The sequence below is a fragment of the Agromyces sp. PvR057 genome (assembly GCF_040547485.1).
Taxonomy (GTDB): Bacteria; Actinomycetota; Actinomycetes; order Actinomycetales; family Microbacteriaceae; genus Agromyces.
Map to the genome: position 1 here is coordinate 474272 of NZ_JBEPPT010000002.1, position 17060 is coordinate 491331.

Genomic DNA, 17060 nt, shown 5'->3' on the forward strand with positions numbered 1-17060 from the left:
TGGAGGAGGACGAATGCGCTCGAACCGGGTGATCTCGGCGGTCGACTCGCACACCGAGGGCATGCCGACCCGTGTCGTGACCGGAGGCGTCGGGGTCATCCCCGGCGCGACCATGAACGAGAAGCGGCTCCACTTCATGGAGCATCTCGACGACCTGAGGCTGTTCCTCATGAACGAGCCGCGCGGGCACGCCGCGATGAGCGGCGCCATCCTCCAGCCCCCGACCCGCCCCGACTGCGACTGGGGCGTCGTCTACATCGAGGTCAGTGGATGCCTCCCGATGTGCGGCCACGGCACGATCGGCGTGGCCACGGTGCTCGTCGAGACGGGCATGGTCGAGGTCGTCGAGCCGGTCACCGAGATCCGGCTCGACACCCCGGCCGGGCTCGTGATCGCACGCGTCGCGGTGAGCGACGGCCACGCCGACTCGGTCACGATCGAGAACGTGCCGAGCTACGTCGACGTGCTCGACACGACCGTCGAGGTGCCGGGGTACGGCACCATCCCGTACTCGATGGCGTTCGGCGGCAACTTCTACGCCATGGTCGACCTCGACGCGGTCCACCTGCCCTACGACCGCTCGCGCCAACAGGACATCATCGCCGCCGGCCTCGCGATCATGGAGGCCATCAACGAGACCGCCCCGCCGCGGCATCCGTCGATCGAGGGCCTCGACCACTGCCACCACGTGGAGTTCATCGCCCCGGGGTCGGATGCCGCGCTGTCGCGCCACGCCATGGCCATCCACCCCGGCTGGTTCGACCGGTCGCCGTGCGGCACCGGCACGTCGGCGCGCATGGCGGAGCTCTGGGCGCGCGGCGAGCTGGCCCTCGACACCGACTTCGTCAACGAGTCGTTCATCGGCAGCCGGTTCGTCGGCCGCCTCATCGCCGAGACCGAGGTCGACGGCCGCCCCGCCGTGATCCCGACCATCACGGGTCGGGCGTGGGTCACGGGCACGGCGCAGTACCTGCTCGACCCGAGCGATCCGTTCCCCACCGGCTTCCAGTTCTGATCGCGGCATGCCGGCCCGACCGCGGGCCGCATCCGCACGCCGAGCATTCCGCCGCCGCACACAGGAGAGACCATGACCCCCGAACTCGAGACCATCGCGGCGACCGCGGCCGCGGCCGCCCAGCCGTTCGCCGACACGAACCCGCGCGACCGCGCCAGGGCGCTCGTGGCCGTCGCCGACGCGCTCGAGGCGAACGCCGACGAACTCGTCCCGGTCGGCATGGAGGAGACCGGGCTCGCCGAGGCCCGCCTCCGCGGCGAGCTGCGCCGCACGGCCGTGCAGCTGCGGCTCTTCGCCGAGACCATCGCCTCCGGCGCGTACCTCGACGTGCGCATCGACGCCGCCGACCCCGGATTCGCGCTCGGCCCCCGGCCCGACGTGCGTCGGTACCTCGTGCCGCTCGGACCGGTCGTGAACTTCGCGGCGTCGAACTTCCCGTTCGCGTTCTCGGTCGCGGGCGGCGACACCGCCTCGGCGCTCGCCGCCGGCTGCCCCGTGATCCTCAAGGGGCATCCGGGGCATCCCGAACTGACGGTCCGCACCGCCGCCGTCGTGACCGGGGCGCTGGCCGCCGCCGGCATGCCCGACGGCGTGTTCCAGGTCGTCATGGGTCAAGACGAGGGCGTCGAGATCCTGAAGGACCCGCGCGTGAAGGCGGGCTCGTTCACCGGATCGATCCCGGCCGGCCAGGTCCTCGCCGGCGTCGCCGCCTCACGCGACGTGCCCATCCCGTTCTTCGGCGAGCTCGGCAGCCTCAATCCCGTGTTCGTCACGCGGGCCGCGCTCGACGAGCGCGCCGACGAGATCGTCTCCGGGTTCGTCGCGAGCGTCAGCGGTTCGGCCGGCCAGCTCTGCACCAAGCCCGGGTTCGTCTTCGTGCCCGCCGGCCACGGGCTCGAGCAGGGCATCGCGGATGCCGCGGCATCCGTCGCCCCGCACCGGCTGCTGAACCCCCGCATCGCCGAGGGCTACGCCGGCCGCCGCGAGGCCGTGCTGGCCGCGGCGGGCGTGCGTGCGATCGCCGAGGGCCGCGTCGAGCTCGACGGAGCCGGGCAGGGCTGGGTCACGCCGACCGTCGTCGCCGTGTCGCTCGACGATCTGGTCGCCGGGCGCGAGCAGTTGCTCGAGGAGTCGTTCGGCCCGCTCTCGGTGCTCATCGAGGTCGAGCCCGACACCGACCTCGCGGCCCTGGTGCCGTCCCTGCTCGACGGCAACCTCACGGCCACCGTGCACGCGGCCGACGGCGAGGACGCCCCCGAACTCCGCGCCCTCGTGCGCGTGCTCACCGAGCACGCGGGCCGCGTGCTCTTCGGCGGCTGGCCGACGGGCGTCGCGGTGACGCCCGCGATGCAGCACGGCGGACCGTGGCCCGCGACCACGAACGACTCCTCGACCTCGGTCGGCACGGCCGCGATCACCCGGTTCCTGCGACCCGTCGCCTATCAGGGCGCGCCAGAGTCGCTGCTGCCCGAGCCGCTGCAGACCGCCAACCCGTGGGGCGTGCCGCAGGCGATCGCGGCCGCGGGGGAGTCGACCTCGTGGGGCGAGAACCTCTGACGCGCCGAACATGCCCTTGCGCGCGGTCGCGCCGAGTGGTTGGTTGAGGAACAACGCCAGAGTAAGGAGCACATCATGGGTTTCTTCGCATTTCTGATCCTCGGCCTCATCGCCGGGGCGATCGCCAAGCTGATCCTGCCGGGAAAGCAGGGAGGCGGCTGGTTCATCACGCTGCTGCTCGGCGTCGTCGGCGCATTCCTCGGAGGCTGGATCGGCAGCCTCCTCTTCGGGGTCGGCCTCAACGAGTTCTGGTCGTGGAGCACGTGGCTCCTCGCCATCCTCGGCTCGATCATCGTGCTGCTCATCTACGGCCTCCTCACGCGCAACAGCCGCAAGGCGGCCTGACCACCACCGCGCGGCCACGTCCGCGCACACGAACGAGCGGATGACGGTTCGACCGTCGTCCGCTCGTTCGCGTTCGGCGTCATGTCGGGTCGTCGTCGGGCGGCCCGGTGCTAGCGTGAGATCGCGATCGCATCGCACGCGCATCGCACGTCATCGCTCGGGAGGAGGCCGTCGTGGACCACGTCGTCGCCCTCCTGCGCCTGATCCAGGGCGTGCTCGAGCCGCAGCTCGCGGGCGATGCCCACCTCACGGCGATCGTCATCGGCGCGCTCTCCATCGCCGCCGTCGCCGTCATCGTGACCTCCTACCGCGCCGTTCCCGCACTCGTGGGCGCCGATCCGAGCAGCGCCTCGCTGCGGCACCGGCAGACGGTCGATCCCGGTCGCCTCATCGCGCAGAGCGACCCCGACGCGGCTGGGCGCCCGCGCCCCAGGGCGCCGGGGCGCGGCATCCAGGCCGCGTAGCGACATCCGCCCACCTCCCCGCACTCGCGGGTGCGTGAGCGAACCCTGCCCCGACGCGGCCAGACGGATCCCACCCCGCTCCGACCGCTAGGACGCATCCATGGACCTCTACGCCCTTCCACCCGTCGCCGCCGTGCTCGACGTCGCCTACTCGCTGCTCATGTCGCTCTCGAACCTGCTCGAACCGATCGCGGGGGCCTCGAGCGCGGCGCTCGCGATCGTGCTCGTGACCCTGCTCGTGCGCGCCGCCCTGATCCCCGTCGGCATCTCGCAGGCCAAGGCCGAGCGCACCCGCGCACGGCTCGCGCCTCGCCTCGCCGAACTGCAGCGCACGCACAAGGCGAATCCCGATCGCCTGCAGCGCGAGATGATGGCGCTCTACGCAGAGGAGGGCACGTCGCCGTTCGCCGGCTGCCTGCCGATGCTCGTGCAGATCCCCGTCGTCGGGGTGATCTACGCGCTCTTCATCCTGCCGGTCATCGCCGGGCACCCCAACGAGCTGCTCGCGCACACGCTCTTCGGCGTGCCGCTCGGATCGAGCCTCGCCGGATCCCTCGCGGCCGGCACGGCGTCACCGGCCACGATCGCCGTCTTCGCCGTCATCGTGCTGCTCATCGCGCTCGTCGGCGAGGTCACGCGGCGGGCGTTCCGGCCGGTCGCGGCGGCGGGCGCGGCATCCGCCCGGCGAGCTCCGGAGGCCGCGGCGGCGGGTGCGCAGGTGCCAGGGTTGGCCGGCATGCAGGGCGTGCTCGGCCTGCTGCAGTTCGTGACCGCGGTCGTGGCGATGTTCGTGCCGCTCGCCGCGGCGATCTACCTGCTGGTGACGGTCACGTGGACGCTCGGTCAGCGCGTCGTGCTGCGACGGCTCTACCCCGCCGTGCCGCCTTCGGTTCCGCCAGCACTGCCGGCCTGAGCTGTGGGCTCTGGCTCTGGCTCTGGCTCCGGCTCTGGCTCCGGCGCGGGTCGCGGTTCCAGCGCGGGTCGTGAGGCCGAGACGGCGGGCCTGCCCGGCTCGGCATCGTCGATCAAGGCCGCGCGCATGATGCTGCGCGGGTCGTAGAGCCGCGGGTCCAGCGCCCGCCAGTCCTCGTCGGTGAACTCCGGCCCGAGCTCCTCGCGCACCTGGGCCGTGGTCGTCGTCGCGAACGCGCGGACCTTGGCCACGAAGCGGGCGAGCGAGGCCGCGTACACGGGAAGACGGGTCGGGCCCACCAGCACGGCCGCGATGATGCCGATGAGGAGGAGCTTCTCGAAGGTGAGCCCGAAGGTCATCGACCGGGGGTCGGCTGCGGGGCGGGCGGCGGCGTCGCGTGCGCGGTCGTCGAGTCGACGGACGGTGCGGCGGCGGATGCGGCCGTGCTCGCGGTGCCGGCCGGCGCGGTGGCCGCGGCATCCGCCTCGTCGTCTTCGCGCATCGCCTTCATCTCGCCCTTGAAGGCACGCGCCGATTGGCCGAGGCTTCGGGCGAGGGCGGGCAGCTTCGTGCTGCCGAAGAGCAGCAGGATCACCACGACGACGATCACGAGGTGCCAACCGGTCAGTCCTTGGAGCATCGGGGGCCCTCCTCGGGGCTCTGATGCGGTGGCATCGCGCCCCCGCTTCGATGGATCGGATCGGACGCGCGCTTCGACGAAGACCACGACGTCCTGTTGCGGAGGATCCTATAGGTGCGCGCTCACTCTCGACAAGACTGCGGGCGCAGATGACTAACTTGGACTTTGTCCCGACATCTTTTGATTGACCCACGACGAAACTTCCGACAGGATGACGCCTGAGCGATGCCGGATGAGGGTGCGACCGGCAGCCGCGAGACGGGAGCCCAGGGGCACCGTGACGAGACGACGAAGTCCGGAACGAAACCGCGACTCGACGACGAGCGAAGGGGGAGCGAGCACGCACCCGTGGCTGTGAAACGGCCACCTGACCTGTGACCGGGCCACCACCTGAAACCGATCGAAGCGGCGGTGATGACCCGGCGAGACAACCCTGACTGGCAACGAACCGACAGGAGCTGTTCAACGATGAATCCTACCCGCAGGCGTTCGCGCACACGGAGACTTCTGGTCCCCGTCATCGCGCTCACCGCCGGAGCGCTCATCATCACCGGTACGCCGGCGATGGCGCATGATGGCGTCGACCATGAAGCAGAAGAGGCCGCCGCGGCGGCGCTCGACTGGACCAACTACGAGAAGATCCTCCTCACGAAGAACGTGGGCGAGCCGATCGACCTGGCGGTGCTGCCCGACAGCACCGTGCTGCACACCGCACGGAACGGCGACGTCCGCCTGACCGACCCCGCGGCCGGCACCACGACGGTGACGAACACCCTCCCCGTCTACGCCAATTCCGAGGACGGACTGCAGACGGTCGCGATCGACCCGGAGTTCGACGACAACGGCTGGGTGTACCTCGTGTACGCCCCGCGCGACGCGAACGGCGACGGCGTGGCCGACACCCCGACGGGATCGGCGCCCAACTCGCTGCCCGCCGGAGCCGACCAGAGCTACTGGAAGCAGTGGGAGGGCGTCAACCGCCTCTCGCGCTTCCAGTGGACCGGCGAAGGCCTCGACCTCGCGACCGAGCAGGTCATCCTCGACGTCCCCGTCCAGCGTGGGCAGTGCTGCCACGTCGGCGCGGACATCGACTTCGACGGCGACGGCAACCTCTACCTGAGCACCGGCGACAACACGCCCGCCAGCGCCCCGGGGGCCAACGGCTTCGCACCGAACAACGACGCGCCGGGCATGAACCCGGGCTTCGACTCCCGACGCGGCGCCGGCAACACGAACGACCTCCGCGGCAAGATCCTGCGCATCCACGTGGAGGACGACGGCACCTACACGATCCCCGAGGGCAACCTCTTCGCCCCGGGGACCGAGAAGACGAAGCCCGAGATCTTCATCATGGGCGTGCGCAACCCGTTCCGCATCGAGGTCGACCCCGAGACGAACTCGATCTCGTGGGGCGACTACGGGCCCGACGCCACGAAGGCCGTCGCCTCGACCGCCGGCCGCGGCCCGATGGGCCTCGTCGAGTGGAACGTCGCGAGCCTGGACGACCCGCACAACTCGGGATGGCCCTACGTGACGGGCGACAACTTCGCCTACAACGACTGGGACTTCGCGACCGCGACCGCCGGTGCGTTCTTCGACCCGCAGAACCTGGTCAACGACTCGCTCTGGAACACCGGTCTCACCGAACTGCCCGATGCGCGACCCGCGACGCTCTACTACGGCGACGCCGTCGGCGACCAGCCGTGGGATGAACTCGTGAACTTCGGCACCAGCAACGGCCAGGCTCCGATGGGCGGCCCGGTCTACCACTACGACGCCGACAACGCCTCGACGGCGAAGTTCCCCGAGTACTGGGACAGCAAGGCCTTCATGGGCGAGTTCTCGCAGGACTACATCGCGGCCCTCACGGTGGACTACGACGCCGACGAGGTGACGCACATCGAGGACTTCCTCCCGAACAGCGCGCTCACCGCGGCCGCGCAGCCGATCCACGACAACCCGATGGACATCGAGTTCGGCCCCGACGGGTCGATGTACGTGCTCGACTACGGTGACGGCTTCTTCCGGGCCAACCCCGACGCCGGCCTGTACCGGATCGACTACGCCGAGGGCAACAAGTCCCCGCAGGCGCGCTTCACCGCAACGCCGGGCTCGTCCTCGGCCGCGCCGGTGCAGGTCGCGCTCGACGCCTCGACCAGCAGCGACCCCGAGGGCGGAGCGCTCACGTACGCGTGGGACATCGACGGCGACGGCACGTTCGAGTACGAGGGCGCCACGGCGAGCCACACGTACACCGAGCTCGGCGCCTACACGGTGCGACTCCGGGCGACCGACGCGGGCGGCAAGTACAGCCTCACCAGCAAGGTCATCTCGGTCGGCAACCAGGCCCCCGCGGTCACGGTGCCGTACCCCGAGAACGGCGGCTTCTTCGACTGGGGCCAGGCGGTGCCCTACAAGGTCACCACGGCTGACGCCGAGGACGGCAACGAGACCGTGTCCAGCCGCGTGGCATGGACCTACGGCCTCGGCCACGACGAGCACGCCCACCCCGAGGTCTCCGGCACCGGTGCGACCGGCGCGTGGAAGACCGACCCCAACTCGCCCGAGCACGGCGCAGGCGCCAACCTCTACGGTGCCGTCGTCGTGACCTACGCCGACAACGGGGCGAACGGCCTCCCGGCCGCGACGGGCGAGGCCGCGCTGCGACTGAACCCGAAGACGCAGGAGGCCGAGTACGCCATCCAGCGTCGCGGTGTGGTCGTCTACGAGGACGAGACCGCCTCCGGCGGCAACGCGATCCGCGGGCTCGGCACCGACGGCGGCGTCGTCGACTTCCTCCGCTACGACCCCGTGAGCTTCTCGGGGATCACCGGAGCGGTCGTCCGCGCCAACGGCGCCGGCAAGGTCGACTTCCGCTGGAACGACGTCGCGGCGGCTCCGTTCGCCTCGGCGACGATCCCCGGCGGATCCGGCTGGAAGGACGTCTCGATCACCTTCAACGCGCCCAGCGGCACGGGTCAGCTGTACGTGACCTCCACCGCCGAGCTCGCGGTCGACTCGATCAAGATGGTCGGCGCCGGCGTGGCCGACGTGACCGCCCCGACGGTGGCGCACACGCTCACGCCGAGCACCCCGAAGGGCGTCGGCGGCGTGTTCAACGAGCCGGTGCGGTTCGCCGTGCAGCCCGCCGACAACGGCGCGCTCGCCAGCGTGCAGTACTCGCGTGACGGCGGAGCGACGTGGACGACCCTCGCCGCGAACCAGCAGTACGGCGTGACCTTCCAGGCGAAGGGCACGTACGACCTGCAGTACCGCGCGACCGACACGGGCGGCAACGTCTCGGCGGTCAAGACGGTCAAGTTCTCGGTCGACCTCGACGCGCCGAACGAGCCCACGGTGGACAGCCGCACGCTCGTGACGCTCGGCTCCCCGCGGGCCGCGTACGGCGACGAGACCCCGGTGGTCGTGCAGGTGACCGGCGAGGGCGGCGTGCCGTCCGGCGAGGTCGCACTCACCATCGGCGAGGCCGAGGTCGGTCGTGGCACCCTCGACGCGGAAGGCCGGGCGACCATCACCCTCCCGGCGGACCTCGCCGTCGGCACCCACACGATCCGGGCGAGCTACCTCGCCGACGAGGTCTTCAAGACCTCGGCCGGCACGGCGCGACTCACGGTCTCGCAGACGAAGTCGATCACCGACGTCTCCGTCTCGCCCGACCCGGTCAAGCCCGCGGTCGCCGCCAAGGCGGAGATCCAGGTCGACTCGACGACGGGCATCGTCCCCGTCGGCGGTGTCACGGTCACGGTGCGCAAGGGCACTGCGACGGTCGCGACCGCGACCGGAACGCTCGACGCGTCCGGTCACGTCGTGGTCACCCTGCCGAAGCTCGCAGTCGGCTCCTACCAGATCGTGGCGGCCTACGACGGATCCTCCGGCGTGGCCAAGAGCTCGGACACGGCCAGCCTGACCGTGCGCCAGTAGTCCTGTGGGGCCCGCGCAACCTGCGCGGGCCCCACACCCCCCGACCGACCCGGCACCCGGTTCGGTCTCACCTCGAAGGAGAGAGATGAGTCACCACACTCACGGCCACCCGACGGTGTCGGCCAAGCCGATGAGCCGCCGGAACCTGCTGCAGGCACTGGCCGCATCATCCGTCGCCGTCGGACTCGGGGCGTTCGCCGCCCCGACCGCGGCGTCCGCGCTCGCCGCACCCGCGGCGCTGCCCGGAGCGCTGTCCACCGCGAGCGGCGGCGCCCGCCTCGTGCCCGTCAACCGCATCGGCATCCAGCTGTTCACGATCCGCGACAAGGTCAGCTCGCTGGGCTTCCGCGCCGTGTTCGAGGAGCTCGCGCGCATCGGCTACTCGGAGGTCGAGTTCGCCGGCTACACGCAGGGCCAGGTCGGCGCCATCACGCCCGCCCAGATCCGCCAGCTGCTCGACGACAACGGACTGCGCGCCGTCGGCTCGCACGCCACGCTCAACCCGGGCAACATCGACGCCCAGATCGAGACGGCGAAGATCCTCGGCATGCCGTTCCTCGGTCAGGGCGGCGCGATCGCATCCGGCCGCATGGATTCGGCGTGGGTCACCGCGGCGCAGACCTGGAACGCGATGGGCGTGAAGGCCAAGGCCGCAGGCCTGAAGCTCTACACCCACACGCACGACGGCGAGTGGAACTGGACGACGAACGCCGACGGAAGCCCGACCACGCGTCGTCCGTACGACGTGATGTGGGACGAGTTCGACCCCGAGCTGGTGGCGTTCGAGATGGACATCTACTGGGCCTACGTCGGTCGGCACAAGTTCCCGGGCTTCGAACCGATCGACTACCTCAAGCGCGACCCCCGCCGGTTCCCGCTCGTGCACCTGAAGGACGGCAAGCTCAACCCGAACATCGCCAACGGCTACGACATCATCGAGTTCGGCGCCGGCGACATCCCGTATCAGCAGATCCTCGCGGAGCTGCAGCGCAACCGCGGCCAGCGCTTCGGCATGTACGAGCAGGACAACGCCTCGAGCACCGCGGCCGGCGGCAACCCGCTCAACTCGCTCGGCAACGCCGACCGCAGCTACGCGCAGATCGCCGCGCTGCGCGGCTGACCAACGAAACCCGAAAGGAGACATACCCAGATGAGAACCACATTCAAGGTCTCGGCCATCGCGTTGCTCGTGGCAGGCGGAAGCCTCGTCGCGGTCCCCGCGTACGCGGCCGACCTGTCCTGCGCCGGAGACATCGGCGACCAGGTCGTCGCCGGCAACCTCGTGGTCGGCGGCGGCGCCGACTGCGTGGTCGGGGGGGCGACCGTGCAGGGCGACATCATCGTCGAGGCCGGCGGCTGGCTCGACGCGACGTCGGTCGTCGTCGAGGGCGACGTGATCGCCACCGACGCGTACGGCGTGCTGCTCGACGGCACGAGCGTCGCCGGCGACATCAGTGCGTACTCGGCCGGAACCGAGCTCGGCTTCCTCTACGTGAACGACCTCGAGGTCGGCGGCTCCGTCGCCGCAGGCGGGATCGACGTCGAGGTGACCGACAGCACGATCGGCGGCTCGCTCACCACGCAGGACGGCAACTACGTCGACGTCGTGCGCACCTCGGTCGTCGGCGACGTCTCGATCGACGGCTCCCCGTGGGGCGTGTCGATCGCGGGCGCCATCGTGCAGGGCGGCGTGACCGTCAGCGGCAGCGCTCGCGACGTGCTCATCGGCGCGGATGTCGCCGGCGGGCCCGATGCGTTCGCCAACACGATCGGCGGCGACCTCGTGCTGAGCGACAACTCGGCCAACCTCCGCGTCGCGGCGACGACCGTGCACGGCGCGATCGAGCTGTCGGGCAACGACCCGCTGGCCGCGCTCGGCACGGGCGTGACGGCCGGCTCGGTCGACGGCGAGTACACCGGCACCGCGCCGGGCGCTCCGGTCGCCGGCGACCAGGCGATCGCCGTGACGGTGCCGAACCAGGCACCGGGCGAGCTGATCTGGGCGCTCGAGGGCTCCTCGGCGCTCGTCGACCTCGGCGTGGCGGACGAGCAGCTCGACCACTTCGCCGCGAGCGGCGAGATCGTCCCGATCCGCGTGCAGGACACGCGCGCCGGCAACCCCGAGTGGTCGCTCACCGCACAGGTGTCGAACTTCTCGGCCGGCGGCGACCCCGTGTCGAGCAAGTACCTCGGCTGGACCCCGGAGGTGACGGATGCCGCAGGCGGCGCCGTCGCCGGTGCTCCGGTGCAGTCCGGGTTCGACGGTGGGGACGGCCTGTCCGCCGCCCGCACCCTCGCCAGCGCCCCCGACGGCCACGCGCGAAGCGCATCCGTCGTCGGCGCCGACCTCGAGCTGAAGCTTCCGCTCGAGACTCCCCGCGGCACGTACACCGCGACGATCACGCTGACCGCGCTCAGCTGATCACCCCGTCCGGGCCCCGGTTCGCCGGGGCCCGGACACCACTCTCCGAACCGCACGAAAGCGAGCGCGCGCCCATGTCCCAGGCCGTCACCTCCCAGTCCAACGCCGCCGGCGCACGTCGCGCGCGGCACCTCGCAGCATCTCGTCGGCCGCAGCCGGGTCGCATCAGGCCGGACACGCTCCGCCTGCTGCTCGGCGCCGCCGTCGCACTCGTCCTCGCGCTCTCCGCCTGGCTGGGCTCCGTCGCCGGAGCCGGCGCCGCGAACGCCGCGGAGGGCGACCCGAGCGACACGACCGTGTCCTGGAGCGTCCGCCCCGCGGACACCATGCAGGGCAGCGGTCGCCCCAACTTCGCGTACGAGGCGCTTCCCGGGCAGTCGGTCTCCGACGCCCTCCTCGTGACCAACCGCAGCACCACGGGCATCGAGCTCGACGTATACGCCGCCGACGGGTTCCTCACGCCGGACGGTTCGCTCGACATCCTGCCGAAGGACCAGGAGTCGACCGAACTCGGCAGCTGGGTCGAGGTCGCATCGCCGCGCATCTCGGTCGCGAGCGGCGAGACCGTCGAGATCCCGTTCGAGGTGACCGTTCCCGAGAACGCGCCGCCCGGCGACTACGCGGCCGGAGTGGTCGCATCGATGAGCGTCGACGCCGACGGGGTCGTCACCGAGCGACGGCTCGGCTCCCGGGTGCACCTGCGCGTGACGGGCGACCTCGCGCCGGCCCTGACGGTGTCGGATGTCTCGGTCGCCTACACCGGCACCCCGGTCCCGTTCGCGCCGGGCGACGGCAGCGTGACCTTCACCCTCACGAACACGGGCAACGCGAGGCTCGCGCCCGACGCCGTCGTGCAGCTGTCCGGCCCGTTCGGGCTCGCTCCGGTGTCGGTGCGCGGTTCGGACCTTCCCGGACTGCTGCCCGGCAGCTCGATCGAGCACACCGTGCAGCTCGCCGGCGTCGCCCCGCTCGGCCTCGTGACGGCCGACGTCGTCGCGGACGCCGAGGTCGTGTCGCGGCCAGGGGACTCCGAGACGCCGCCGGAGGTGGCCGGAGCCTCGGCCTCCGCCTCGGGCTGGGCCGTGCCGTGGACCTCGCTCGCCCTCGTGCTCCTCGTCGCGGGCCTCGTGACCTGGTGGCTCGTCGCCCGCCGCCGGGCGAAGGCCGCCAAGGCGAAGGCCATCGACGACGCGGTGGCCGCGGCGCTCGCCGCGCGCGACGCCGCCGAGGCCGAGGCGCACGGCGCCGGTGCGGAGGCACCCTCGGAGGGCTCCGCGTCGGGAACCCCGTCGGACGACCCGTCCGACGACGCACCAGGCAGCGATGACGACCCCGCGCGCGAGCGCGTCGTCACCGGCTGACCGCAAGACCGCCGGCGGCGCGAGGAGGGACACCACGCGCCGTCGGCGTGCCACGTGCCGGGGAGCGGCCGCTTCGGAAGCGGCCGCTCCTGCATGCCATCACTCGTCAGCGCCGCGCCGGCCCGCGGCGCGCCGGCTCGCGTCACTCCCGCCCGCGCCGTCCGCGTCGGGGAGGGCTGCCGCTCGCGTGAGACGGCGACGTCGTGCGCGTCGTGCCCTGAGGCGTTCGCAGCGCCCGTCGTGGCATCCTGGCTCTCCCGCTGACGCCTGAGGCCTGAGGCCTGACGCCTGAGGCCTCAGGCCTGAAGCCCGAGGCAACGGACTGAGACACGTGCCCGGGCCCGGGAACGAGAACGCCCGGACCCGCACTGCGGGTCCGGGCGTCCGGCGTTCGGGGGGAGTTCGCCTCCGATCAGGCGCGGATGAATCCCGCGCTCAGCGACTCGGGCGAGAGCGCGTGCTCGACGGCCAGCATGCTCGCGCCGATGATCGCGGCCTTGTCGGCCGCCTGCGACTGCACGATCGAGAGGTTCTCGGTGGCCAGCGGCGTCGACCGGGTGTAGACGACCTCCCGGACGCCGGCGATGAGCTGCTCGCCGACGCGGGCCATGCCGCCGCCGATCGCGATGACCGACGGGTTCATCAGGCTGACGCACGCCGTCAGCACCTCGCCGATGTCGCGCCCGGCCTGGCGCACGGCCAGGATCGCGTCGATGTTGCCGCGCTTGACGAGGTCGACGACGTCGGAGCCCGTCTGCGCCTCGACGCCCTGCTCGCGGAGCGCTCGGGCGATCGCCGGGCCGGACGCGAGCGCCTCGATGCAGCCGCGGTTGCCGCACTGGCACGGCACGTTCGCGCCGCGCGCGATCTGCACGTGTCCGATGTCGCCCGCGATGCCCTGGGCTCCGCGCTGGAGCGCGCCGCCCGAGATGAGGCCCGCGCCGATGCCGGTCGCGATCTTCACGAACATCAGGTGCTGCACGTTCGGCCAGGCGACGGCGCGCTCGCCGAGCGCCATGATGTTCACGTCGTTGTCGACGAGCACCGGAACGGGCAGGTGCTGCTGCACCCACCCCGGGATGTCGAAGCGATCCCAGCCGGGCATGATCGGCGGGTTCACGGGCTGGCCCGTCGAGTGCTCGACCGGGCCGGGCACGCCGATGCCGACGGCGGCGACGTGCGATCGGTCGCGGTCGGTGCGCTCGAGGAGGAGCGCGGCGCTCTGCACGAGCCAGGTCAGCACGGGCTCAGGGCCGAGCGAGACGTCGACCGGCTCGCTGTGCTCGGCGAGCACGCTGCCGGTGAGGTCGGTGATCGCGACCGTCGCGTGGGAGGCGCCGATGTCGGCGGCCACGACGACCTTCGCAGCCGGATTGAGGGCGAACTGCGACGGAGGGCGGCCGCCGGTCGAGACGGCGTCGGCGACCGGCGTGATCAGGCCCATGCGCATGAGCTCGTCGACCCGCGCGGCGATGGTCGATCGCGCGAGACCGGTGGACTTCGCCAGCTCGGCACGGGTGCGGGGCACGCCGTCGCGGAGGAGCTGGAACAGCTGGCTCACGCCGGTCACGGACTGCGGGGAATCGGTCGTCATTGGTGTCACGCTCTCGGTATACCACTACTTTCGTCGAGTTCCGGGTGACTTCTGCGCCGCCGACCCCCGAAAACGGGGGTCGGCGGCGCAGATGTCGGGTCAGGAGCTCGACCGGCCGCCCTGCTTGGCGAAGCGCTGCTGCAGCAGCACCGCGACGATGATGATGACGCCCTTCGCGACGGCCTGCACCGACGACGAGAGGTTGTTCTGCACGAACACGTTCGTCAGCGTCGCGAAGATGAGCACGCCGAGCACGGTGCCGGTGATGGTGCCCCGGCCGCCGACGAGCAGGGTGCCGCCGACGACGACCGCGGCGATCGCGTCGAGCTCGTAGAGCTGGCCGTGCGTCGACGTGCCGGCCGTGGTGCGGCCGAGGATCATGACGGCGGCGATGCCGGCGGTCAGGCCGGCGAGGGCGTACAGCCACACGGTGTGTCGCTTGACGTTGATGCCGGCGAGCCTGGAGGCCTCGCTGTTGCCGCCGATGGCGACCGTGCGGCGGCCGAACGTGGTGCGGTTGAGGAGGACCCACCCGCCGACCGCGACGAGCGCGAAGATCCAGATCAGGATGTCGACGCCCAGGAAGTCCTCGTTGAAGAAGTTGATGAAGTCGCGCGAGCCGATCGTGAGGGTGCGGCGCTCGGCGAGGATCTCCGCGAGGCCGCGCGCGGCGACGAGCATCGCGAGGGTCGCCATGAACGCCACGACGTTGCCGTAGGCGATCACGATGCCGTTGATCAGGCCGGCGGCGAGGCCGGTGGCGAGCGCGAAGATCACCATGACGATCCAGTGGAAGTTCTCGGCCAGGTCCTGCGTCACGGCGAGCGTGGCGACGATCGAGGCGAGGCCCATCACGGATCCGACCGAGAGGTCGATGCCGCCCGCGATGATGACGAAGGTCATGCCGACGCTGATGACGCCGATGATCGAGGCCTGGCGAAGGATCGTGAGCGCGTTGCTCGTCGTGGTGAACGTGTCTGGCGCGGTGATGGCGCCGACCACGACGATGAGCACCAGCGCGAGCACGAGCCCGAGATTGCGGCCGGCCGAACCCGACAGAAGCCGGCGCACGGGGGACGCGGGCGGCTCGACGGTCGTCGCGGACGTGGTGGGGTTCGGCTCGGCGGCGGCTTCGCTGCCGGGCGTGATCTGCTCGCTCACGCGGCAGCTCCTTTCATGACGAGGTCGAGCACGCCGTGCTCGTCGATCTCTGATGCGGGAACGGTGGTCAGGATGCGGCCGTCGGCGACGACGAGGACGGTGTCGGCGAGGCCGAGCACCTCCTCGATCTCGCTCGACACGACGACGATCGCGTTGCCCTCGGCGGCGAGTCGCCGGATGAGGGCGTAGATCTCGGTGCGGGCGCCGACGTCGACGCCGCGGGTGGGCTCGTCGAGCAGGAGCACGCGGGTGCCGTGCACGAGCCAGCGGGCGAGCAGGATCTTCTGCTGGTTGCCGCCGGAGAGGGTGATGGCGGCGCGGTCGGGATCGGCTGGGCGAAGCTCGAGCGCCTCGATCTGCTCGCGGGCCACGGACCGCGCCGAGCGCTCGTCGAGGAACCCGCCCTTGGCGAACCGCGCCATCGACGCGAGCGTGACGTTGACGTAGATGGGCTCGTCGAGGACGAGGCCCTGGCTCTTGCGCTCCTCGGGCGAGAGGCCGACGCCGGCGGCGACCGCGGCCACGACCGAGCCGCGCCGGAGCGTCGTGCCGGCGACCGAGACGGTGCCCGCGGTCGCGCGGCGCGCGCCGTAGATCGTCTCGAGGATCTCGGATCGACCCGAGCCGACGAGCCCGGCGAGGCCGACGACCTCGCCCGCGCGCACCGAGAACGAGACTTCTTCGAACGCGCCGGTGAGTCCGAGGCCGGCGACGTCGAGCACGGTGGGCGCATCGGCGGCGATCGGCGTGGCCGGGGGAAAGACGTTCTCGACCGTGCGCCCGGTCATGAGTCGGATCAGGTCGGCGGTCGGCGTCTCGGCGACCGAGAGGCCGTTCGCCATGCTGCGGCCGTCCTTCAGCACCGTGATGCGGTCGCCGATCTGGCGGATCTCCTCGAGGCGGTGCGTGATGTACACCACTGCGATGCCTTCGGAGGTGAGCTCGTTGACGACGTGGAAGAGGTTCTTGACCTCTTCGGAGTCGAGCACGGCGCTCGGCTCGTCCATGATGATGAGCTTGATGTCGTGCGAGAGCGCGCGCGCCATGCTCACGATCTGCTTGTTGGCCGCGCTCAGCGACCCGACCTCGGTGTGCGGCGAGAGGCGCGCGTGGCCGAGGCGTGCGAGCAGTTCACGCGTGCGCTTGGCGGCCTCGCTCCGACGGCTGAATCCGCCGCGGGCGAGTTCGTGTCCGAGGAAGACGTTCTCGGCGACGGTGAGGCCGTCGACGACGTCGAGCTCCTGGTACATCGTGGCGATGCCGAGGTCGATCGCGGCCTGGGGGTCGTGGATCTCGACGGGCTCGCCGAGCCAGGCGATCTCGCCGTCGTCTGGACGGTGGACACCCGCGAGCATCTTGATGAGCGTCGACTTGCCGGCGCCGTTCTGGCCGAGGATGCAGTGCACCTCGCCGGGGAGGATGTCGAGGTCGACGCCTTTCAGGGCGCGGACGCCGGCGAACGACTTGGTCACCCCCCGGACGGTGAGTAATGACGATGAATGGTCAACTTTGATCACGGGGCGAACATAACACGGTGGTGCGATGGCACGCGACCCCCAAACGAGCGTGCGCTGCAAGCCCTCGAATGGGGTGCACAGCCCAGATCGCCCGTGTTCCTGCCCCGATTGGGGGCATTTCGATACTTT

At 71.3% G+C, this 17060-nt stretch carries 14 protein-coding genes; 9 read left to right on the forward strand and 5 right to left on the reverse strand.

From position 1 onward, the window contains the following. Nucleotides 1–13: 13 nt before the first annotated feature. The 5 genes from ABIC29_RS11400 to ABIC29_RS11420 all read left to right on the forward strand — a co-directional run bounded on the left by ABIC29_RS11400 (nucleotide 14) and on the right by ABIC29_RS11420 (nucleotide 4294). Nucleotides 14–1015: a proline racemase family protein gene (locus tag ABIC29_RS11400; protein WP_116083804.1), complete on the forward strand. Its 1002-nt coding sequence runs from the start codon at nucleotides 14–16 to the stop codon at nucleotides 1013–1015. Between the two features lie 72 nt (nucleotides 1016–1087). After that, entirely contained in the window at nucleotides 1088–2572 is a 1485-nt protein-coding gene (locus ABIC29_RS11405; protein ID WP_354245424.1) for an aldehyde dehydrogenase (NADP(+)), read from the forward strand. A gap of 75 nt (nucleotides 2573–2647) precedes the next feature. Beyond that, nucleotides 2648–2917, forward strand: a complete 270-nt coding sequence (locus ABIC29_RS11410; protein ID WP_116083799.1) for a GlsB/YeaQ/YmgE family stress response membrane protein — start codon at nucleotides 2648–2650, stop codon at nucleotides 2915–2917. A 173-nt stretch (nucleotides 2918–3090) separates the two neighbouring features. Beyond that, complete coding sequence (locus tag ABIC29_RS11415) at nucleotides 3091–3381, forward strand: DUF6412 domain-containing protein (RefSeq protein ID WP_147309190.1); 291 nt, start codon at nucleotides 3091–3093, stop codon at nucleotides 3379–3381. A gap of 100 nt (nucleotides 3382–3481) precedes the next feature. Continuing rightward, the gene (locus ABIC29_RS11420; protein ID WP_354245429.1) at nucleotides 3482–4294 is read left to right on the forward strand and encodes a YidC/Oxa1 family membrane protein insertase; all 813 of its coding nucleotides are present in this window, start codon (nucleotides 3482–3484) and stop codon (nucleotides 4292–4294) included. On the opposite strand, the gene ABIC29_RS11425 is transcribed toward ABIC29_RS11420, so the two are convergent. Beyond that, nucleotides 4249–4653 (reverse strand): twin-arginine translocase TatA/TatE family subunit, encoded by a 405-nt coding sequence (locus ABIC29_RS11425; RefSeq protein WP_354245432.1) that lies wholly within the window; start codon nucleotides 4651–4653, stop codon nucleotides 4249–4251. The two genes, ABIC29_RS11420 and ABIC29_RS11425, sit on opposite strands and share 46 nt — an antisense overlap. Then, nucleotides 4650–4934, reverse strand: a complete 285-nt coding sequence (gene tatA, locus ABIC29_RS11430; protein ID WP_116083793.1) for a Sec-independent protein translocase subunit TatA — start codon at nucleotides 4932–4934, stop codon at nucleotides 4650–4652. Before tatA ends, ABIC29_RS11425 begins: the two co-directional genes overlap by 4 nt. A 468-nt stretch (nucleotides 4935–5402) precedes the next feature. Here tatA and ABIC29_RS11435 point away from each other — a divergent pair, with 468 nt between their 5' ends. The 4 genes from ABIC29_RS11435 to ABIC29_RS11450 all read left to right on the forward strand — a co-directional run bounded on the left by ABIC29_RS11435 (nucleotide 5403) and on the right by ABIC29_RS11450 (nucleotide 12659). Then, nucleotides 5403–8876 (forward strand): PQQ-dependent sugar dehydrogenase, encoded by a 3474-nt coding sequence (locus ABIC29_RS11435; RefSeq protein ID WP_116083791.1) that lies wholly within the window; start codon nucleotides 5403–5405, stop codon nucleotides 8874–8876. Nucleotides 8877–8961: 85 nt separating this feature from the next. After that, nucleotides 8962–9996, forward strand: a complete 1035-nt coding sequence (locus ABIC29_RS11440) for a sugar phosphate isomerase/epimerase family protein (protein ID WP_354245436.1) — start codon at nucleotides 8962–8964, stop codon at nucleotides 9994–9996. A 30-nt stretch (nucleotides 9997–10026) separates the two neighbouring features. Next, entirely contained in the window at nucleotides 10027–11298 is a 1272-nt protein-coding gene (locus tag ABIC29_RS11445) for a hypothetical protein (protein WP_354245439.1), read from the forward strand. 74 nt (nucleotides 11299–11372) lie between these two features. Further along, complete coding sequence (locus ABIC29_RS11450) at nucleotides 11373–12659, forward strand: COG1361 family protein (protein ID WP_354245441.1); 1287 nt, start codon at nucleotides 11373–11375, stop codon at nucleotides 12657–12659. A gap of 412 nt (nucleotides 12660–13071) precedes the next feature. On the opposite strand, the gene ABIC29_RS11455 is transcribed toward ABIC29_RS11450, so the two are convergent. The 3 genes from ABIC29_RS11455 to ABIC29_RS11465 form a co-directional block, all read right to left on the reverse strand. Then, nucleotides 13072–14253, reverse strand: coding sequence for an ROK family transcriptional regulator (locus tag ABIC29_RS11455; RefSeq protein WP_116083787.1), 1182 nt, complete (start codon nucleotides 14251–14253; stop codon nucleotides 13072–13074). Between the two features lie 99 nt (nucleotides 14254–14352). Beyond that, the gene (locus ABIC29_RS11460) at nucleotides 14353–15414 is read right to left on the reverse strand and encodes an ABC transporter permease (RefSeq protein WP_354245444.1); all 1062 of its coding nucleotides are present in this window, start codon (nucleotides 15412–15414) and stop codon (nucleotides 14353–14355) included. Then, complete coding sequence (locus ABIC29_RS11465) at nucleotides 15411–16886, reverse strand: sugar ABC transporter ATP-binding protein (RefSeq protein WP_354245447.1); 1476 nt, start codon at nucleotides 16884–16886, stop codon at nucleotides 15411–15413. Before ABIC29_RS11465 ends, ABIC29_RS11460 begins: the two co-directional genes overlap by 4 nt. Nucleotides 16887–17060 lie beyond the last annotated feature (174 nt).